Origin of the sequence: Paenibacillus sp. TAB_01 (genome assembly GCF_043945595.1) — a bacterium.
Taxonomy (GTDB): domain Bacteria; phylum Bacillota; class Bacilli; order Paenibacillales; family NBRC-103111; genus Paenibacillus_S.
On record NZ_JBIFNP010000001.1, the window covers coordinates 1,891,717 to 1,908,917 of the forward strand.

The following is a 17,201-nucleotide window of genomic DNA, read 5'->3' on the forward strand; positions in this document are numbered from 1 at the left end:
GGAAGGAGGGGATACGAATGATTCAACGTCAAGAAACGCCGCAGGCCGTCTACATTCATATTCCGTTTTGTACGAACAAGTGCCATTACTGCGATTTTAATTCGTATGTGTTGAAGGGCCAGCCGGTGATGGATTATTTGGATGCGCTGGAGAGGGAGATGGAGCGGACGGTGCTCGAGACGCCGCCTGGCGAGATCGAGACCATTTTTGTCGGGGGCGGAACGCCGACGGTGCTGCTCCCGGACCAGATGGAAAGCTTTCTGAATAGGGTCCGGACTTATTTTCCGAACACCTCATCAAACCTCGAGTTTACGATGGAGGCGAATCCGGGAACGACGGACAAGGAAAAGCTGCAGGCTATGATCGAGGGCGGCGTGAACCGGATCAGCTTCGGCGTGCAGTCCTTTGACAATAAGCTGCTCGAAGGCATCGGACGCATTCATAATACGGATGACGTGTACCGCAGTCTGGAGAATGCCCGGGCCGTCGGGTTCGCCAATCTGTCGATCGACCTGATGTTCGGCCTGCCGAATCAGACGCTTGCGGCGATGAACGATTCTTTGGATAAAGCTCTGGAGCTCGGGCTGACGCATTATTCCATTTACAGTCTGAAGGTCGAAGAGAATACGCTGTTTCATACGCTGTTTCAGAAAAATCAGCTGCCGCTGCCGGACGAGGATGTCGAGCTGGACATGTTCCTGCTCATTATGGACCGCTTGAAGCAGGCGGGCTACGGGCAGTATGAAATCAGCAACTTCGCCAAGCCAGGCTACGAAAGCCGCCATAACAGCATGTATTGGCTGAACCGGAGCTATTATGGCTTAGGTGCGGGAGCGCACGGTTATGTACGGGGCAGCCGCCACGTGAATATTAAAGGCGTTCAGCCGTATATTGATGCGACGCTGAGCCGGCGCCCGCTGCTGGAGCAATTCGAGGTCAGCGAGCAGGATTCGATGGAGGATTTTATGATGGTCGGTCTGCGTCTGACCCGGGGAGTGAAGCGTGCGGATTTCATCCGCCAGTTCGGCCGGGAGCCCGAGACGGTGTTCGGGACGGTGCTGAATAAGCTTGTAAGCCGGAAGCTGCTGGAAACGACGGAAGAAGGCTATCGTCTTTCGCCGCAGGGACTGCTGCTCGGCAACGAGGTATTCGGGGAGTTTTTGAGTGAGGACTAGTATTTGAGCCGGGCCGCTCTGAAGCAGCAAGGTCTCGTTAGAACATTTTCTTATTGAATTATTTATACGGTTTGTTGTATATTTATTCATATCGAATTTTTAACGCGGATTGGTGGGTTTGCTATGGCGGTCACATGCAGAAAAGCGACAGAAGAAGACATTGATATGTTGCATGATATTATTCAAGGATATGCCGAACAAGGAATTATGCTGCCCCGTACCAGGGAAACGCTGGCAGAGCAAATCGATACCTTCGTAGTGGCTCACATAGATGAAGAACTGGTCGGCTGCGGCTCGCTTACAAGGCTCGGCAAGGACCTCGTAGAAATACGCTCTCTGGGGGTTACGACAGGACATAAAGGACAAGGCATCGGCAACGCGCTGGTCGACTTTTTAATAGAAGAGGCGAAAAGACAGGAAATTCCGAAGGTGATGGCGTTGACGTATGCCGTGAATTTTTTTGAAAGAAACGGGTTCAGCGTCGTGCCGAAAGAAATTTTTCCGGAAAAGGTATGGCGCGACTGTATCCACTGCAAAAAGCAGCATTGCTGTGATGAAATCGCGGTTTTAAAGCGCCTGGATTGACTTGACACAGACCTTCGGGTCTGTTATTTTTGTATTATGATTTAGCACTCGACACAACGGAGTGCTAACGAAGCCCGGATGAGGCTGAAGTAAGTCACGTTTAGTTTGAATGTGTACAGGTTAATGGACTTTATGTACGTGTGGAAGTTCAGCTTAGCTGTTTGATGAATAAGCGGTAAACGATGGGTTGAGCTGATGAATTCGGAAGTCTTAGAGAACCGCCGCCGGTCCGGCGCGTTGCGAATAATTTATGGGGGGTTATCTTATGTTGACTGAGCGTCAAAGGCAAATTTTAAGTGCAATCGTAGATGATTATATTCGTTCAGCTGAGCCTGTCGGCTCCCGCAGCATCTCCAAACGCGGCAATGTCGGCTTCAGCCCTGCCACCATTCGCAATGAAATGTCGGATCTGGAGGAAATGGGTTTTCTGGAGCAGCCTCATACCTCTGCAGGGCGGATTCCTTCTCATAAGGGATACCGCTATTATGTCGATCATCTCGTTAACCTGGGCGGATTGGGACAGCATGAGGTTGATGTGCTGAAGCTTTTTTTTGCTGAGAAAATGCAGGAGATGGAACAGGTCATTCAACAGGTGGCCATGATTTTATCCAATCTGACGAATTATACTTCCATCGTAATGGGACCCGAAATGTTCAACACTACGCTGCGACATATGCAGATTGTGCCTTTGAACGAACGTACGGCCGTGGCTATCGTCGTGACCAATACGGGTCAGGTGGAGAACCGGACGGTCACGCTGCCGGAAGGCATTCCGATGTCCGAGATCGAGAAGGTCGTGAATATTCTTAACGCCCGGATGAACAATGTGCCTTTGCATCATTTCAAAGCCAAGCTGTACACCGAAATCGGCGAGGAAATGAAGAATTACGTTTCGGGCTACGAGGAACTGCTTACTATGCTGAACAGCGTCGTCCTGCAAGGGGAAGATGACCATCGTATTTTTCTCGGCGGCACGACGAACATGCTGACGCAGCCGGAATTTCAGGATATGGAGAAGGTTAAGAGCATTCTGGATCTTCTCGCGGAGACGCCGACCCTTGCAAAGCTGTTTTCCGGCGCATCCTCGGGGATTCATGTCCGGATCGGCAGCGAGAATACGGTGGCCGCGATCAGCGATTGCAGCTTGATTACCGCATCCTATTCCATTGAAGGGCAGCATGTAGGCACCATCGGTATTCTTGGCCCGACACGGATGGATTATGCCAAGGTGATCAACCTGCTAGACCATTTATCCAGGGACATGACCTTGGTATTGGAGCGATGGTATAAATGAGCCAGATCAAACCTGTCTCTCCCGAGGGAGACGACACTTATGCGACGCTGCTGAATAATGCGGGCGCAATACGCGCGATTTGCTCTGCGGTGGAGGGCACCCTTGGTCCCAAGGGGCTCGATACGATGCTGGTCGGCGGCCAGGGAGAAGTGATTATCACCAATGACGGTGTGACGATCCTGGAGAAAATGGACGTGACGCATCCTGCCGCCCGGCTGCTTATTCAGGTGGCGCGTTCTCAGCAGCAGCAGATCGGCGACGGCACGACAACGGCGACGGTGCTTGCCGGCGCTCTCGTAGCGGAGGGAGTTGCGCAGGTTACGCGCGGCGTGCCCGTGGCCAAAGTGGTCAAAGGCATTCAAGAAGGCGTCGCGTCGGCCTTGGTTTCGCTGGCGAAGCGCAGCCGCCGCCTCGAAGGCTTGAACGACCCGCTGCTGTACCGGATCGGCTATATCGCCGGAAGAGAACATGGCGACTTGGCCGAGCTTATTCTCGAAGGGGCGAAACGCTTAGGGGTGCCCAAGCTGCAGGAGGAGAGCTTTCGTTTCGCGGATACGGTTCTGTCGCACAGCCGCGCGGCCAGCGAGGTTTGGCCGGGCTTGCTTGTCCAGAAGAAGCCTGTGAACGCGCAGCTCGACTTTCCTCCGGATTCGGCAGCGGTGCTTGTGTTCCAGGATGCATTCGAGCCGGAGAGCATTGACGAGGAAGCTTTGATGACCGAGGCGGGATTTCAGAAGCAGATGCAGCTGAGAGAGCAGTTCCGCCAATCGCTCGAGAAGCTGGTCGAGCTTCAGGTCGGGCTGATCATCGCCGACCGAGGCGTGAATGCCGAGGCGGAGCAGTTCTGCACCGACCATGGCATCATGGTCCTGCAGCGGGTTCCACGCGGCGAGCTGCGCCGCGTGTGCGAGTATACCGGCGCGCGGCCGATCCGCCGCAGCGGGCTGCGCAAGCCTGCGGCGGAGCTCGCAGGCTATCTCGGCTACGCCGGGAGCGTGTCGTACGACGAGCGTCTCGAATGCGTCCGGCTGGCCGAAGGCAGAGGCCGGGCGCAGGTGACGATCGTCGTCGGCGCCAGCACGAGCGAGGTCGTCGGCGAGCGGCTGCGCATCGCGCGCGACGCGGCATCCGCCGTGCAGGCCGCGCTGCGGGGCGGATGGCTTCCCGGCGGCGGCACGGCCGAGATGGCCGCCGCCTACGACCTGGATCGGCTGCGCGAGACGATCCAGGGCATGGAGGGCTTCGGCATCGCTGCCGTCGCCCAGGCGCTGCGCAAGCCGATGGCGCAGATTGTCGTCAACGCGGGCTACAATCCGCTGGAGAAGGTCGAGGAAGTGAAGGCGGCTCAGGTTAATGCCGGCTCCGACACGCTTGGAATCGACTGCGACAGCGGAGCGGTGACCGATATGCTGGAGCTCGGAGTGATCGACCCGGCTCCCGTCAAGCTGCATGCGCTGCAGGCGGCCGGTGAGGTTGCAGCCGCCGTGCTGCGAATTCATACCGTAATCAAGATGAAGCAGCCCCGGGCGGAAGAATAGACGAACGCATGCATCCATTTCCGGCGGCCGGAAAGATCTTGACGGCTGCTTAAACCGGATGAGGCTGGTTAGAATAGATGGAGTACGAGCAGGATCGGATTCGGATCAAGGAGGTGACAGACATTGAGTACTGAACAAAAAAACCAAGCGAACACGGAGCAGGAAGTGGACGCTACATACAACGAAAACGCAGAAGCGGAAGCGGCTGACGCAGGTCAAGACGAGTCCAACGCTCAAGAGCAAGCCGGACTGACTCCCGAGCAGCAGGAGATTGAGAAGCTGAAGCTTCAGGCGGATGAGCATCACCAGCGTTTGCTTCGGGCGCAGGCGGATTTCGATAATTTCAGAAGACGCACGCGTCAAGAAAAAGAAGAGTTCGCGAAATATGCTTCGTTGAAAGTGGTAGAGCAGCTTTTACCCGTAGTGGATAACTTCGAACGCGCTTTGGCAGCAGGCAAAGACAGCAATGATTACGATGCATTGATCAAAGGCGTGGACATGATTTTCCGTCAGCTGGATCAGGTGCTTGCCGCAGAAGGCCTGACACGGATGGAAACCGTAGGCCAGCCGTTCAATCCTGAATTCCATCAAGCGGTCATGCAGGTGGAGTCCGATGAGCACGAAGAAGGCATCGTCGTTGAGGAGCTGCAAAAGGGCTATCTGCTGAAAGACAAGGTGCTTCGCCCTGCCATGGTAAAGGTAAGCTCATAAGGCGCAGCAGGATGCCATTTTACGATCATTCATGACCATATTCGGGTGACATTTAAAATAGACAGTTTTTTTACAATCTAAGGAGGTTGGAAGAGCATGAGCAAAGTAATCGGTATTGACTTAGGGACAACAAACTCTTGTGTGGCCGTTATGGAAGGCGGCGAGGCTGTAGTTATTCCTAACGCGGAAGGCAACCGTACAACACCATCCGTCGTTGGTTTCAAAAAAGACGGCGAGCGGATCGTCGGCGAAACGGCAAAACGTCAAGCCATCACGAACCCGGACCGTACGGTTATTTCCATTAAACGTCACATGGGTACGAACCATAAAGAAACGATTGACGGCAAAGATTATACGCCGCAAGAAATTTCCGCTATCATTCTGCAAAAGCTGAAGGCTGATGCCGAAGCTTACCTGGGAAGCCCTGTAACCCAAGCGGTTATTACCGTGCCGGCTTACTTTAACGACAGCCAGCGTCAAGCGACGAAGGATGCGGGTAAAATCGCAGGTCTGGAAGTACTGCGTATCGTGAACGAGCCGACGGCTGCGGCACTGGCTTACGGGATGGAGAAATCCGAAGACCAGACGATCCTGGTTTATGACTTGGGCGGCGGTACGTTCGACGTATCCGTGCTGGAATTGGGCGACGGCTTCTTCGAAGTAAAAGCAACAAGCGGGGACAACCACCTGGGCGGCGACGATTTCGACCAAGTCGTTATCGACTATCTGGTAGCCGAGTTCAAGAAAGAACAAGGCATCGACCTGAGCAAAGATAAAGCGGCTGTTCAACGTCTGAAGGACGCAGCCGAAAAAGCGAAAAAAGAGCTTTCCGGCGTACTGACAACGACGATTTCCCTTCCGTTTATTACGGTTGTGGACGGCGTGCCTCAGCACTTGGAAATTAACCTGACACGCGCGAAGTTCGAAGAGATTTCTGCCGCGCTCGTAGAAAGAACGATGGGCCCGACTCGTCAAGCATTGAGCGATGCAGGCTTGTCCGCTAACCAAATCGATAAAGTAGTGCTTGTCGGCGGTTCGACACGGATCCCTGCCGTACAAGAAGCGGTGAAGCGTTTGATCGGCAAAGAGCCTCACAAAGGCGTTAACCCGGACGAAGTGGTTGCGCTTGGCGCAGCGGTTCAAGCGGGCGTTTTGACAGGCGATGTGAAGGACGTTGTATTGCTCGACGTGACTCCGTTGTCTTTGGGTATCGAAACGGCAGGCGGCGTATTCACCAAAATGATCGACCGCAATACGACGATTCCTACGACGAAATCGCAAGTATTCACAACCTATGCCGACAACCAGCCTAGCGTAGAAATTCACGTGCTGCAAGGCGAGCGCGCAATGGCTAACGATAACAAAACACTCGGCCGCTTTATCTTGGGAGACATTCCGCCGGCGCCGCGCGGCGTACCGCAAATCGAAGTTACCTTCGATATTGATGCGAACGGTATCGTAAATGTCAACGCCCTGGATAAAGGTACGGGCAAGAGCCAAAAAATCACCATTACTTCCTCGAGCGGTTTGTCTGACGAAGAAGTGGACCGCATGATGAAAGACGCCGAATCCCACGCTGAGGAAGACCGTAAGCGCAAAGAGATGGTAGAAGCTCGCAATAACGCTGACCAGCTTGTGTACTCCGTAGACAAGACGATCAAGGATCTGGGCGACAAAGTCGACCAAGGCGAAATTGACAAAGCGAATGAAGCTAAAGAAAAAGTCAAAAAAGCGTTGGAAGGCGACAACCTGGATGAAATCAAAGCGGCTACGGAAGAGCTGACTCAAGTGGTTCAGCAATTGTCCGTGAAGCTGTACGAGCAAGCGGCTCAGCAGCAGCAAGCTGGCGATGAGGGCGCGGCTGAAGGCGGAGCGAAGAGAGACAACGTCGTCGATGCGGATTACGAAGTGGTTGACGACAAGAAACAAAACTAATTTCATTGCCGAATCAGAAGTCAAAGCCATTTTTTTGGCTTTGACTTTCCCTTTGGATAATGAGATTATAATTGTTTAGAGTGTTGTGTCTTGAAAGATGGGAGTGGAACGATGAGTAAACGCGATTATTACGAGGTGCTCGGATTAGGCAAGGATGCTTCGCAAGACGATATCAAGAAAGCTTATCGCCAAATGGCCCGCAAGTTCCATCCGGACGTGAACAAGGCAGCGGATGCAGAGCAGAAGTTCAAGGAAGCCAAAGAAGCTTACGACGTGCTGAGCGACGATCAGAAAAAGGCGCAGTACGACCGTTTCGGCCATGTGGATCCTAATCAAGGCATGGGCGGAGGCGGCTTTGGCGGAGGCAATGCGGACTTCGGCGGCTTCGGCGATTTGTTCGATATGTTCTTCGGCGGAGGAGGCGGTCAGCGCCGTAATCCGAATGCGCCTCAGCGGGGGAACGATCTCCAGTACACACTGACGATCGAATTTAAGGAAGCGGTGTTCGGCAAGGAGCTGGACATTCAAATTCCGAGAACCGAGACTTGCGATACGTGTCACGGCAACGGCGCCAAGCCGGGAACGAAGCCGGAGACATGTACGGTATGTCATGGCAGCGGACAGCAGGAAGTCATTCAGAATACGGCGTTCGGCCGTATTGTGAACCGTCGCGTATGTTCTGCCTGCGGCGGCCAAGGCGTTACGATCAAGGAAAAATGCGGCACGTGCCACGGCTCGGGCAAGGTGAAGAAGCAGCGCACCATTCACCTGAATATTCCTGCCGGTGTGGACGAGGGAGCTCAGCTCCGCGTTTCGGGCGAAGGCGAAGGCGGTACGCGCGGAGGTCACTCCAGGCGATCTGTTCGTGGTTATTCGCGTGAAGCCGCATGATTTCTTCGAACGGGAGAACGACGATATTTACTGCGAAATTCCGTTGACCTTTACTCAGGCAGCGCTTGGAGACGAGATCGAAATTCCGACGCTGACGGAGAAGGTGAAGCTGAAAATCCCTGCGGGCACCCAGACGGATACGTATTTCCGGTTGAAGGGCAAGGGCGTGCCGCGTTTAAGAGGCTACGGCCAAGGAGACCAGCACGTGAAGGTTGTGGTGGTAACCCCGACCACCCTGAACGACGAGCAGCGGGAGCTGCTGCGGGAATTCGCCCGTCAGAGCGGAGAGCACACGCACGAGCAGCAGCAATCGATTTTTGAACGAATGAAAAAAGCGATTCTCGGCGACTAAAATGATAAAGCACATCCGATGAGTTTTCTCAGGATGTGCTTTTTGCTTTTTTGGCCCGTATGGTAGCCGTATAGGATCCGCAATTATGAAGACAATAACAAAAGGTTGCCCGGCACCGGCGCTGGTCCCGGCTTCTGTATTTCATTAGGCCTAAGGAGGAATGCCATATGACTCAATCATCAGATGAATCCTTTGAACAGTATAACCCCAATCAGCTGGCTGCAACGAAGAATGAAGATGTGGAGTTTAGCCGTGAGCTGGCGGATGAGGATGATCTGGAGGCGCTTGAGCGCTCCAAAGAAGCGGATGCCCGGCAGCAATCTTAAAGAATGGGCGTAAGAAAGCAGGAACGGAGGCAGTACATGTATGGCTGAAAAAAACATTCTGGCTTACTTCCATTCTCCGGCGCAAGCCGAAAGCATCGTCCCGAAGCTCAGGGCGCTGCGGGTAGCTGAAGTGAGCGTCGACCGGATCGGGGAGCTGCACGGTGCCGAGGTCGGGCAAAATGTGAACCCGATGACCGGGGATTTTCCCGGACTGGCCTACTTGACGCTGGGATCGGACGGCCCGGCCGTCACGGGGGGCATTCTGGCCGCGGCGAGCGTCGATGCGAACGGTCTTTCCAGCGGCGGAGAGTATGATGAAGATAACCGGCTGGATACGATTATGACGGTTATCGTAGATGAGCAGTATCATGAGCAGGCGCTGCGCGTGATTCAGGACGGCGGCGGCAAAATATAACGGCGTAGAAAGCTTCCCTTGGATGGAAGCTTTTTTGTTTTGGCAATTTATTGTATACTGGGAATCATGTGCTTTTTGAACAGTTGAGGTCTAGGGAGGATTTGGACATGCGTTGGCATGAAGTAACGGTGTATACCACCGAAGAAGCGATTGAAATGATTTCGAACTTTATACATGAGCTCGGAGCGGGCGGAGTGGCGATTGAAGAATCGGGTACCTTGAACAAGGAGAGAGATACTTCTCTGGGGCAATGGTATGAGAAGCCGCTGAACGACATTCCCGAGGGGCGCGCCGAGATTAAAGGCTATTTCTCCGAGGGGATTGATATGGAATCCATCATGGAGCAGCTGAAAGCCTCCGTAGCGCAGCTTACGGAATTCGATATCGATACAGGCAATCCTACTTTCGAATGTAAGGAAGTGGATGATGAGGACTGGGCTAACAATTGGAAGCAGTACTTCAAACCGATCCGCATTACCGACCGGATGACGATTAAACCGACCTGGGAAGAGTATACGCCGGGCGCGGATGAGTTGATTATTGAATTGGATCCCGGGATGGCTTTCGGCACGGGAACCCATGCAACCACTTCCTTGTGTCTTAAAGCATTGGAGAACGTTATTCAGCCGGGAGACGATGTGATTGACGTAGGCACGGGCTCCGGTGTGCTGGCTATTGCAGCCGCCAAGCTGGGAGCCAAGCATGTACTGGCGCTGGATCTGGATCCTGTGGCAGTATCAAGCGCTAATGAGAATACCCGATTGAACGGGCTCGAATCAACGATTACGGTCAAGCTGAGCGATTTGCTGGGTGTGCTGAGAGAAAGCGCCTCAGATGCTGATGCCGCGGCTGCATTGGGCGTCAAGGTGCCCGTTCAGGTAGCTGTTGCCAATATCCTGGCAGAAATTATTTTGTTGTTCGTGCAGGATGTATATGACGTACTCGCGCCGGGCGGCACTTATGTCGTATCCGGCGTTATCAAAAGCAAACAGGACGATGTGGAGCAAGGACTGGAGCGTGTCGGATTTACGGTCGCCGAACGCCATGAAGACCAGGATTGGGTTGTCATCATCGCCAGAAAGCCGTAGGTGTTTATTTGATGGATTGGAGTTCCTTTCTGCCGTATCCGGTCAGTCATCTGCCGTTCGTCTTTGTCGTGCTGCTGATCGGATTTGCGGTACATGAATTTGCCCATGCTTATCTTGCCGACCGGTTCGGGGCCCTACACCCCGTTCCATGGGCCGGTTGACGCTGAATCCTAGAGCCCATGTCGATTGGCTGGGGATGATTTTTTTTCTCATTATCGGCATCGGCTGGGCCAGACCCGTTCTGGTTAACCGTTCCCGTTTTAAGAAGCCGAGAATCATGGGGATTCTCGTTTCGCTTGCCGGTTCCGTCAGCAATTTGATTCTCGGATTTATCAGTATTATTATCTTGTATTTGCTGCAAAAAAATCATGTGCTTGGAAGCATGTCGACAGGCGTGCAGATGGCCATCCAGTTATTTTTGACCTACATGGTCATGCAAAATATTTTCCTGTTTATTTTAAACCTGATTCCGCTGCCTCCGCTGGACGGCTACCGCATCGTGGAAGATCTGCTGCCGCGTCCTTGGCTGGCCAAGGTGAAGGAGCATGAGCAGTGGCTGTTTTATGTCATCTTATTGATGTTCTTTATCCAGCCGATCCGTAATGTGACGCTCGGCCCGATTTTTGCCTGGCAGTGGGATATATTGAACGCATTTAACTATATCGTTTCGGCGGTTTTCGGCAAATAGCTTCCGACCCTTAAGAGCAGTCTCCGGCATGAACTGGAGATTGCTGACAACGGTGGCTTTTTTACCGGAAAAGTTGTATGATGAGGGTTGATGTTTTCATGCTTATTTCTGTAAATCAACACGAAAGTAGAGAAGAACATGCAGCGTTACTTTATTGCTCCGGAACGGTTCGAAGCCGCGTCGGTTACGATTACCGGTGACGACGCCCATCACCTGGTGCGAGTCATGCGGGCCAAAGCCGGCGATCAGGTCATCGTCAGCGACGGCATCAGCCGGGAAGCGCTGGTGAAGCTTCGCGAACCGGAGAAAGACCGGGTGGAAGCGGATATCGTGGAAATGCTGCCGCTTGACCGCGAGCCGGAAGTAGAGGTCTGGATTGCCCAGAGCCTGCCGAAGGGCGACAAGATGGAGCTCGTCATTCAAAAGGGGACGGAAATCGGCGCAGGCCGGTTTATTCCTTTCGTATCCGAACGGACCGTGGTTCAGCTGGATGCGAAGAAAGAAGGCAAACGCATCGAGCGCTGGCAGAAAATCGCCAAGGAAGCGGCCGAACAGGCGCACCGGAACCGGGTGCCTGCCGTTGAAGCCCCGCTCTCTTGGAAGCAGCTGCTCCAGCTGGCAGGACAAGCCGATGCGGCATGGATTTGCTACGAGAAGGAAAACGGGTTACAGTTAAGACAGCAGATTCAAGAAGCTTTATCCAAAGGAAAAGCGATTCGTATAGATTCGGCGGCGCAGGGCGAGGCTCCGGCAACAGACGGACCTGAAGCTTCTGCGAAGCCTCAAACCGAAAGCGGCGGCGACCGTATAAGGCTGCTCCTGATTATCGGGCCCGAGGGCGGGTTCACCGAGCAGGAGGTTGCGAACGCGGAAGCGGCAGGCTGCCGCTCCGTCAGTCTGGGACGCCGCATATTACGGACGGAGACGGCCGCGATGGTCGGTCTCACTTGCATTTTGTACGAATCCGGCGAGATGGGAGGATAACGAAGATGCCTACAGTTGCGTTTCACACGCTGGGCTGTAAAGTCAACTTTTACGATACGGAAGCGATCTGGCAAAAGTTCAAGCACGATGGCTACGAGCAGGTAGATTTTGAATCTACGGCTGACGTATACGTTATTAACACTTGTACCGTTACAAATACGGGCGATAAAAAGAGCAGGCAGATGATTCGCCGCGCTGTGCGCCGCAATCCGGAGGCTATTGTTGCCGTAACGGGCTGCTATGCGCAAACCTCCCCTGCGGAGATTATGGCTATTCCGGGCGTGGACCTTGTTATCGGAACACAGGACCGGGATAAAATCATGACTTATGTTCAGCAGCTTCAACAGGAGCGGCAGCCGATCAATGCGGTCCGCAATATTATGAAGACACGCCAGTTTGAAGAGCTGGATGTGCCGGATTTTGCCGACCGGACACGCGCGTTTTTGAAAATCCAGGAGGGCTGCAACAACTTCTGTACTTTCTGTATCATTCCTTGGTCGCGCGGTCTGATGCGCAGCCGGGAGCCGGAGAGCGTGATTAAACAGGCTCATATGCTTGTCGACGCGGGATACCAGGAAATTGTACTGACAGGAATTCACACGGGCGGTTACGGGGAAGATATGGAGAACTACAGCTTGGCGAAGCTGCTGTGGGATTTGGACAAGGTCGACGGCTTGAAGCGGATCCGCATCAGCTCGATTGAAGCAAGCCAAATTACCGATGAAGTGCTTGAGGTGCTGAATGCCTCGGATAAAATGTGCCGTCATCTGCATATTCCTCTGCAGGCGGGCGATGACCGGGTGCTTTCGAGAATGCGCCGCAAATACACAACGGCCGAATTCGGCGGCAAAATCGAACGGATTCATCAGATTATGCCGGGCGTAGCTATTACGACGGATGTCATCGTAGGATTTCCGGGAGAAACGGAAGAAATGTTCCGAAACGGCTACCGTTTTATGGAGCAAATGCAGTTCTCGGAAATGCACGTATTCCCGTATTCCAAACGGACGGGAACGCCGGCGGCACGGATGGAGGATCAGATCGACGAGGAGCTGAAAAACATCCGCGTGCACGAGCTGATCGATTTGTCCGAGCGTATGCAGCTCAGCTATGCGAAGAAATTCGTAGGCCAGGTGCTGGAGGTTATTCCGGAGCGGCCGCATAAAGGCGAGCCGGGAAGCGGCTTGATCATGGGTTACTCGGATAACTATTTACAGGTGGTGTTCGAGGGCAGCGAGGATTTGGTCGGCAGCGTGGTTCAGGTGAAGGTGAACGAAGCCGGAGTCAACGAGTCCAAAGGCCAGCTGCTGCGTGTATTGACACCGATGGCAGCTGCTCCCAAAGCACTGATTGTGTAAACCGCAGAACCAAGGATTTCATTCTATGTATAAGGATGAAATCCTTCTTCTTTCTCGGTGAGGCGATGCATTGAAATCCGACTCGGAAAGGATGGAAATGGTATGAAGGAAATTTCCGCAGGCGGCGTCGTTTTCCGAAAGCAGGGAAACGATACCCATGTACAGATGATTCAGGATCGTTATGGCAAAATTACGCTTCCCAAAGGAAAGATGGAGCCCGGCGAAACGATTGAAGAAACCGCGCTCAGGGAGATCTTGGAGGAAACGGGCATTGTCGGAGCGATTGTGAAGCCTTTGGAGACGATTAAATATCAGTTCACCATGTCAGGCGTCGGTGTGATCGATAAAGAGGTCCACTATTATCTTGTAGAGGCCAAGAGCGGCGATCTGCACGCACAGGTGGAGGAGATCCGCGGCGTCGAATGGCTGCATCCGCTGGAGGCATGGCACCAGCAGGTCCACTCGGGATATGGCAACAACGATTCGGTTTTGAAAAAAGCGCTCCATTCTTTGGGGTATGAGGTAAACTGAATACGGCTGGCTGAAGTCTTCAGCGAAATGAAACATTTTACATATCATATAGAAAAATAGCGGCTTCGGCATTGTTCCGCACGTGGATGCGGGAACCTGACGCCGGATTTTTGCGGTTTGAGAGGAGCTTGACCTATGGCAGTAGTCATTTTGGATAAGAAAAGAAAGAAAAGGCTGGAGGCCGGACATCCCTGGGTATACCAGTCTGAAATCGAGCGGATGGAAGGCGAGGCGAGCCCGGGACAGCTGGTTTCCGTACATAATCATTTGGGCCAATATCTTGCTACGGGCTATTGGAACCCCGCTTCGCAAATTACTGTGCGCATTGTGTCTTACGCGCCGGTCGAGGCAATGACTCATGACTTCTTCGCAGAGCGGTTCCGCCGCTGCCTGGAGCAGAGAGAAAGGTTCTTGCCTGGAGCCCGTTCGTACCGTTTCGTGTACGGGGAAGCGGATTTCTTGCCGGGATTGATCGTAGACCGCTTCGAGGATGTATTCGTCGTCCAACTGCTGACGTTAGGCATGGATCAGGTGCGTGAAGCGATCGTTTCCGCCCTTGTAGAGGTTGTAGAGCCTGCCGGCATATATGAGCGCAGCGATGTTTCGGTAAGAGAATTGGAAGGCTTAGAACAGCGTACAGGGCTTCTGTATGGGGAATGTCCGCAGCATGTGCTCATAACGGAAAATGGGCTGAAGCTGGAGATCGATATTCAACAGGGCCAAAAAACCGGTTATTTCTTCGATCAGCGGGAAAATCGTGCGGCCATTGCTCCTTTGATGCAGGGCTGGGGCAAACGCAGCGGTATCGAGCTAAGGGAGATTCCGGCAGAGGATGGGTCAGAGCGTCTGGTTCAGGCTCCGGTCAATGCCAACGGCAAAGTGGTCACCTTTCCTCTGTGGGACGGTGCGACCGTGCTGGAATGCTTCTCGCACACGGGCAGCTTTACGCTGAATGCTTGCAAGTATGGCGCGAAAAAGGTGACTTGTCTTGATATATCCGAGCACGCTATCGAGAGCGCCCGTACGAATGTGAAGCTGAACGGCTTTGAGGATCGGGTAGAGTTCGTTGTTGCCGATGCTTTCGAATATTTGCGAGAGCAGGTAAAAGCGCTCGATCTGCGCCAGGAACGGGGACATGCGGACAAGAAGAAGGTGGATACCTCGCAGCCTTTGCACAATAAAGGGAAGACTTGGGATGTCGTTATTCTTGACCCGCCGGCTTTTGCCAAAACGCGGAGCGCCGTGGAGGGCGCCTGCCGGGGCTATAAAGACATCAATCTTCACGGGATGAAGCTGGTGAATGAAGGCGGCTATCTGGTTACGGCAAGCTGCTCGTATCATATGAAACCGGACTTGTTCCTGGAAACGATTCATGCCGCGGCGAACGACGCCAAGAAAATTTTGCGGCTCGTGGAGTTCAGAGGAGCGGGTAAGGATCATCCGCGCATTCTCGGCGTCGACGAAGGCCACTATCTGAAATTTGCTATTTTTGAGGTTCGCAGCAGGTAAATGACACCTATGCCGGCCGTCCTTCCATAACGAAGGGCGGCCTTTGTGCTGTTCGCAGGGAAAGGTGAAGAAAGGAGATTTCATCTCTCTGGGCGCAACAACAATCTTGCTATTCCGCAACACGACTTTTATAATGGTTTGTATGAATGATAATAATTCTCAATGATAGGAGAATCAAATGAGCCAATTATCGAATTTATCTATGAGTCTTGGAGAAGCTATTCGCGGGCGGCGCAGCATCGGGCGAGTCAAGCAAGACCCGGTTCCGAAGGAGCAGATCGAAGCTTTGCTGGAAGCGGCTTCGTGGGCGCCCAGCCATCATGCGACCGAACCATGGCGTTTTTATGTTATGACAGGTAATGGAAGACAGGTGCTTGCTGAAGCTTATGCGGATGTAGCTATGCAAAGCAGCGTCGGAACGGCTTCCTCGCAGGAAGAACAGGAGATGCGCGCCAAGCACGGCGGGAAGGCGTTTCGCGCTCCCGTTGTCATAGCTGCGGTCGTTTCTCCTTCCAGCGCGCCTGGAGTCAACCGGCTGGAGGAATTTGCAGCGGCCCATTCCGCTGTGCAGAATCTTCTGCTTGCGGCGCATGCGCTTGGGCTTGCCGCCATATGGAGATCGGGGGAGCCGATGTACCACCCGAGAATGAAGGAGGCTTTCGGTCTGGCCGAAGCGGAAGAAGTCGTCGGCCTTATTTATGTAGGCTACCCTGACATTCGGCAGCATGAAGGCAAACGAGAGCCGGTCGCGTCTAAAACCGTTTGGCTCGAGAATTAGCGCATTGAAGAAAAGAGCCGTACTGCAATGATTGATTTATACGGAGAAGGCGTACTCAGCTCGGCTGAGCGCCTTTTTTTATGCTGCGAGACGTCTGGAGGACGAGGCTCATTCCAGTACGGAGAGCAGCAGAGGGTCATCGGCGATCCTTTTGGAAAGGAACTGTACCGCCTTTTGCACTGCCTTTCGGATCATTGCCCGGGGGTCTGCTGCGAGCTTCGCGAAGAGCGGCTGGAGCAGCTCCCAGCGCTGGGCGGCTTCCGCGGTGGCGAACAGCCGGGCGATGTGCCAGCGGGCTCCGGGAGTGTCCGCCTCGAGCCATCGTTCCATGCGGCGGTAGACCTGCTCCGGGTAGAGTGGCAGCAGCCCGCTCCCGAGAACGGGTGCGCCCAGCGCTTTTTTTATGGCGGCATCGGTGTCGGAAAGCAGCGACTCAGTCAGATCCAGAAGCTTCTCCGGGTCAACGAGGCTCCGGGAAGCAGCGGCATATTTCACCGCGAGAAGCGAAGCGAGCCGTACATTGGCAGACGCATGCTGCGTCCACAAAACGATCAGAGGGTAAAATAAACGGAAATGCTTGCCGAGCAGGGTGCCCGCCGCACGTGCGCTCCAGTCCCGCACTTCCTTAAAAGGGCTGTCGGCTAATTGCATAAGCTTCAAATTCGCCGCTTCGGGATTAATCGGGAACTGGTTTGCAAGAAGAAACACGGCTAGCTCCTGCGCGGCTGCGTCGCTGTATCCGGACAGCTTGTGCGTCAGCTGCTGAAGCCGAGCCGGGTTCGAGTGAAGCTCTGCTTCCATGAGCAGCAGCGCCCGATGGGTGACGGTTTGGGGCTTGCGGTTAGAAGAGGCTGCCATTGCGCTGCGAAGCGTATCCAGCATCACGTTGATAGAGGATTCGCGGACGGCGGCAATCCAGGCGGCTTCCCAGGCTGTATGTTCGTTCGTCATCGGCTTCTCCTTGGATTTGAGATTAGTTGTATTTAATATTACTATAAAACCGCATACAGAACAAGTGTTCTCATTCTATTTTGTGTGCTATA

17 protein-coding genes and 1 pseudogene are annotated in these 17,201 nt (G+C 53.7%); 17 read left to right on the top strand and 1 reads right to left on the bottom strand.

All coding sequences use genetic code 11. The annotated features are described in order from the left end of the window. Positions 1-17 precede the first annotated feature (17 nt). From hemW to ACHHV8_RS09060, 17 genes and pseudogenes are all read left to right on the top strand, one after another. On the top strand, positions 18-1,175 hold the full coding sequence (gene hemW / locus ACHHV8_RS08980; protein WP_395157966.1) for a radical SAM family heme chaperone HemW: 1,158 nt from the start codon (positions 18-20) through the stop codon (positions 1,173-1,175). A gap of 123 nt (positions 1,176-1,298) precedes the next feature. After that, on the top strand, positions 1,299-1,760 hold the full coding sequence (locus ACHHV8_RS08985; RefSeq protein WP_395157967.1) for an N-acetyltransferase: 462 nt from the start codon (positions 1,299-1,301) through the stop codon (positions 1,758-1,760). A 265-nt stretch (positions 1,761-2,025) separates the two neighbouring features. Continuing rightward, positions 2,026-3,054, top strand: coding sequence for a heat-inducible transcriptional repressor HrcA (hrcA, locus tag ACHHV8_RS08990; RefSeq protein WP_395157968.1), 1,029 nt, complete (start codon positions 2,026-2,028; stop codon positions 3,052-3,054). Beyond that, entirely contained in the window at positions 3,051-4,592 is a 1,542-nt protein-coding gene (locus ACHHV8_RS08995) for a TCP-1/cpn60 chaperonin family protein (RefSeq protein WP_395157969.1), read from the top strand. Before hrcA ends, ACHHV8_RS08995 begins: the two co-directional genes overlap by 4 nt. Before the next feature lie 123 nt (positions 4,593-4,715). Further along, complete coding sequence (gene grpE / locus ACHHV8_RS09000; protein WP_395157970.1) at positions 4,716-5,303, top strand: nucleotide exchange factor GrpE; 588 nt, start codon at positions 4,716-4,718, stop codon at positions 5,301-5,303. Positions 5,304-5,399: 96 nt separating this feature from the next. Beyond that, positions 5,400-7,238: a molecular chaperone DnaK gene (dnaK, locus tag ACHHV8_RS09005; RefSeq protein ID WP_395157971.1), complete on the top strand. Its 1,839-nt coding sequence runs from the start codon at positions 5,400-5,402 to the stop codon at positions 7,236-7,238. A 111-nt stretch (positions 7,239-7,349) separates the two neighbouring features. Beyond that, positions 7,350-8,481: pseudogene (gene dnaJ, locus ACHHV8_RS09010) on the top strand (molecular chaperone DnaJ). 167 nt (positions 8,482-8,648) lie between these two features. Beyond that, positions 8,649-8,807, top strand: coding sequence for a YfhD family protein (locus ACHHV8_RS09015; RefSeq protein WP_395157972.1), 159 nt, complete (start codon positions 8,649-8,651; stop codon positions 8,805-8,807). A gap of 40 nt (positions 8,808-8,847) precedes the next feature. Continuing rightward, the gene (locus tag ACHHV8_RS09020) at positions 8,848-9,222 is read left to right on the top strand and encodes a hypothetical protein (protein ID WP_395157973.1); all 375 of its coding nucleotides are present in this window, start codon (positions 8,848-8,850) and stop codon (positions 9,220-9,222) included. Between the two features lie 107 nt (positions 9,223-9,329). After that, positions 9,330-10,310 (top strand): 50S ribosomal protein L11 methyltransferase, encoded by a 981-nt coding sequence (gene prmA, locus ACHHV8_RS09025; RefSeq protein WP_395157974.1) that lies wholly within the window; start codon positions 9,330-9,332, stop codon positions 10,308-10,310. 11 nt (positions 10,311-10,321) lie between these two features. Continuing rightward, positions 10,322-10,471, top strand: a complete 150-nt coding sequence (locus ACHHV8_RS09030) for a hypothetical protein (RefSeq protein WP_395157975.1) — start codon at positions 10,322-10,324, stop codon at positions 10,469-10,471. Beyond that, on the top strand, positions 10,459-10,998 hold the full coding sequence (locus ACHHV8_RS09035) for a site-2 protease family protein (protein ID WP_395157976.1): 540 nt from the start codon (positions 10,459-10,461) through the stop codon (positions 10,996-10,998). The genes ACHHV8_RS09030 and ACHHV8_RS09035 overlap by 13 nt, the downstream gene beginning before the upstream one ends. A 138-nt stretch (positions 10,999-11,136) precedes the next feature. Next, a complete protein-coding gene (locus ACHHV8_RS09040) occupies positions 11,137-11,982 on the top strand; it encodes an RsmE family RNA methyltransferase (RefSeq protein WP_395157977.1) in 846 nt (281 codons plus the stop codon). Between the two features lie 5 nt (positions 11,983-11,987). Continuing rightward, positions 11,988-13,340, top strand: coding sequence for a tRNA (N(6)-L-threonylcarbamoyladenosine(37)-C(2))-methylthiotransferase MtaB (mtaB, locus tag ACHHV8_RS09045; RefSeq protein WP_395157978.1), 1,353 nt, complete (start codon positions 11,988-11,990; stop codon positions 13,338-13,340). Positions 13,341-13,442: 102 nt separating this feature from the next. Beyond that, a complete protein-coding gene (locus ACHHV8_RS09050) occupies positions 13,443-13,871 on the top strand; it encodes an NUDIX hydrolase (protein WP_395157979.1) in 429 nt (142 codons plus the stop codon). Positions 13,872-14,006: 135 nt separating this feature from the next. Further along, positions 14,007-15,380, top strand: coding sequence for a class I SAM-dependent rRNA methyltransferase (locus ACHHV8_RS09055; RefSeq protein WP_395157980.1), 1,374 nt, complete (start codon positions 14,007-14,009; stop codon positions 15,378-15,380). A 178-nt stretch (positions 15,381-15,558) separates the two neighbouring features. Beyond that, positions 15,559-16,158: a nitroreductase family protein gene (locus ACHHV8_RS09060; RefSeq protein WP_395157981.1), complete on the top strand. Its 600-nt coding sequence runs from the start codon at positions 15,559-15,561 to the stop codon at positions 16,156-16,158. Between the two features lie 108 nt (positions 16,159-16,266). On the opposite strand, the gene ACHHV8_RS09065 is transcribed toward ACHHV8_RS09060, so the two are convergent. Then, positions 16,267-17,109, bottom strand: a complete 843-nt coding sequence (locus tag ACHHV8_RS09065; protein WP_395157982.1) for a hypothetical protein — start codon at positions 17,107-17,109, stop codon at positions 16,267-16,269. Positions 17,110-17,201 lie beyond the last annotated feature (92 nt).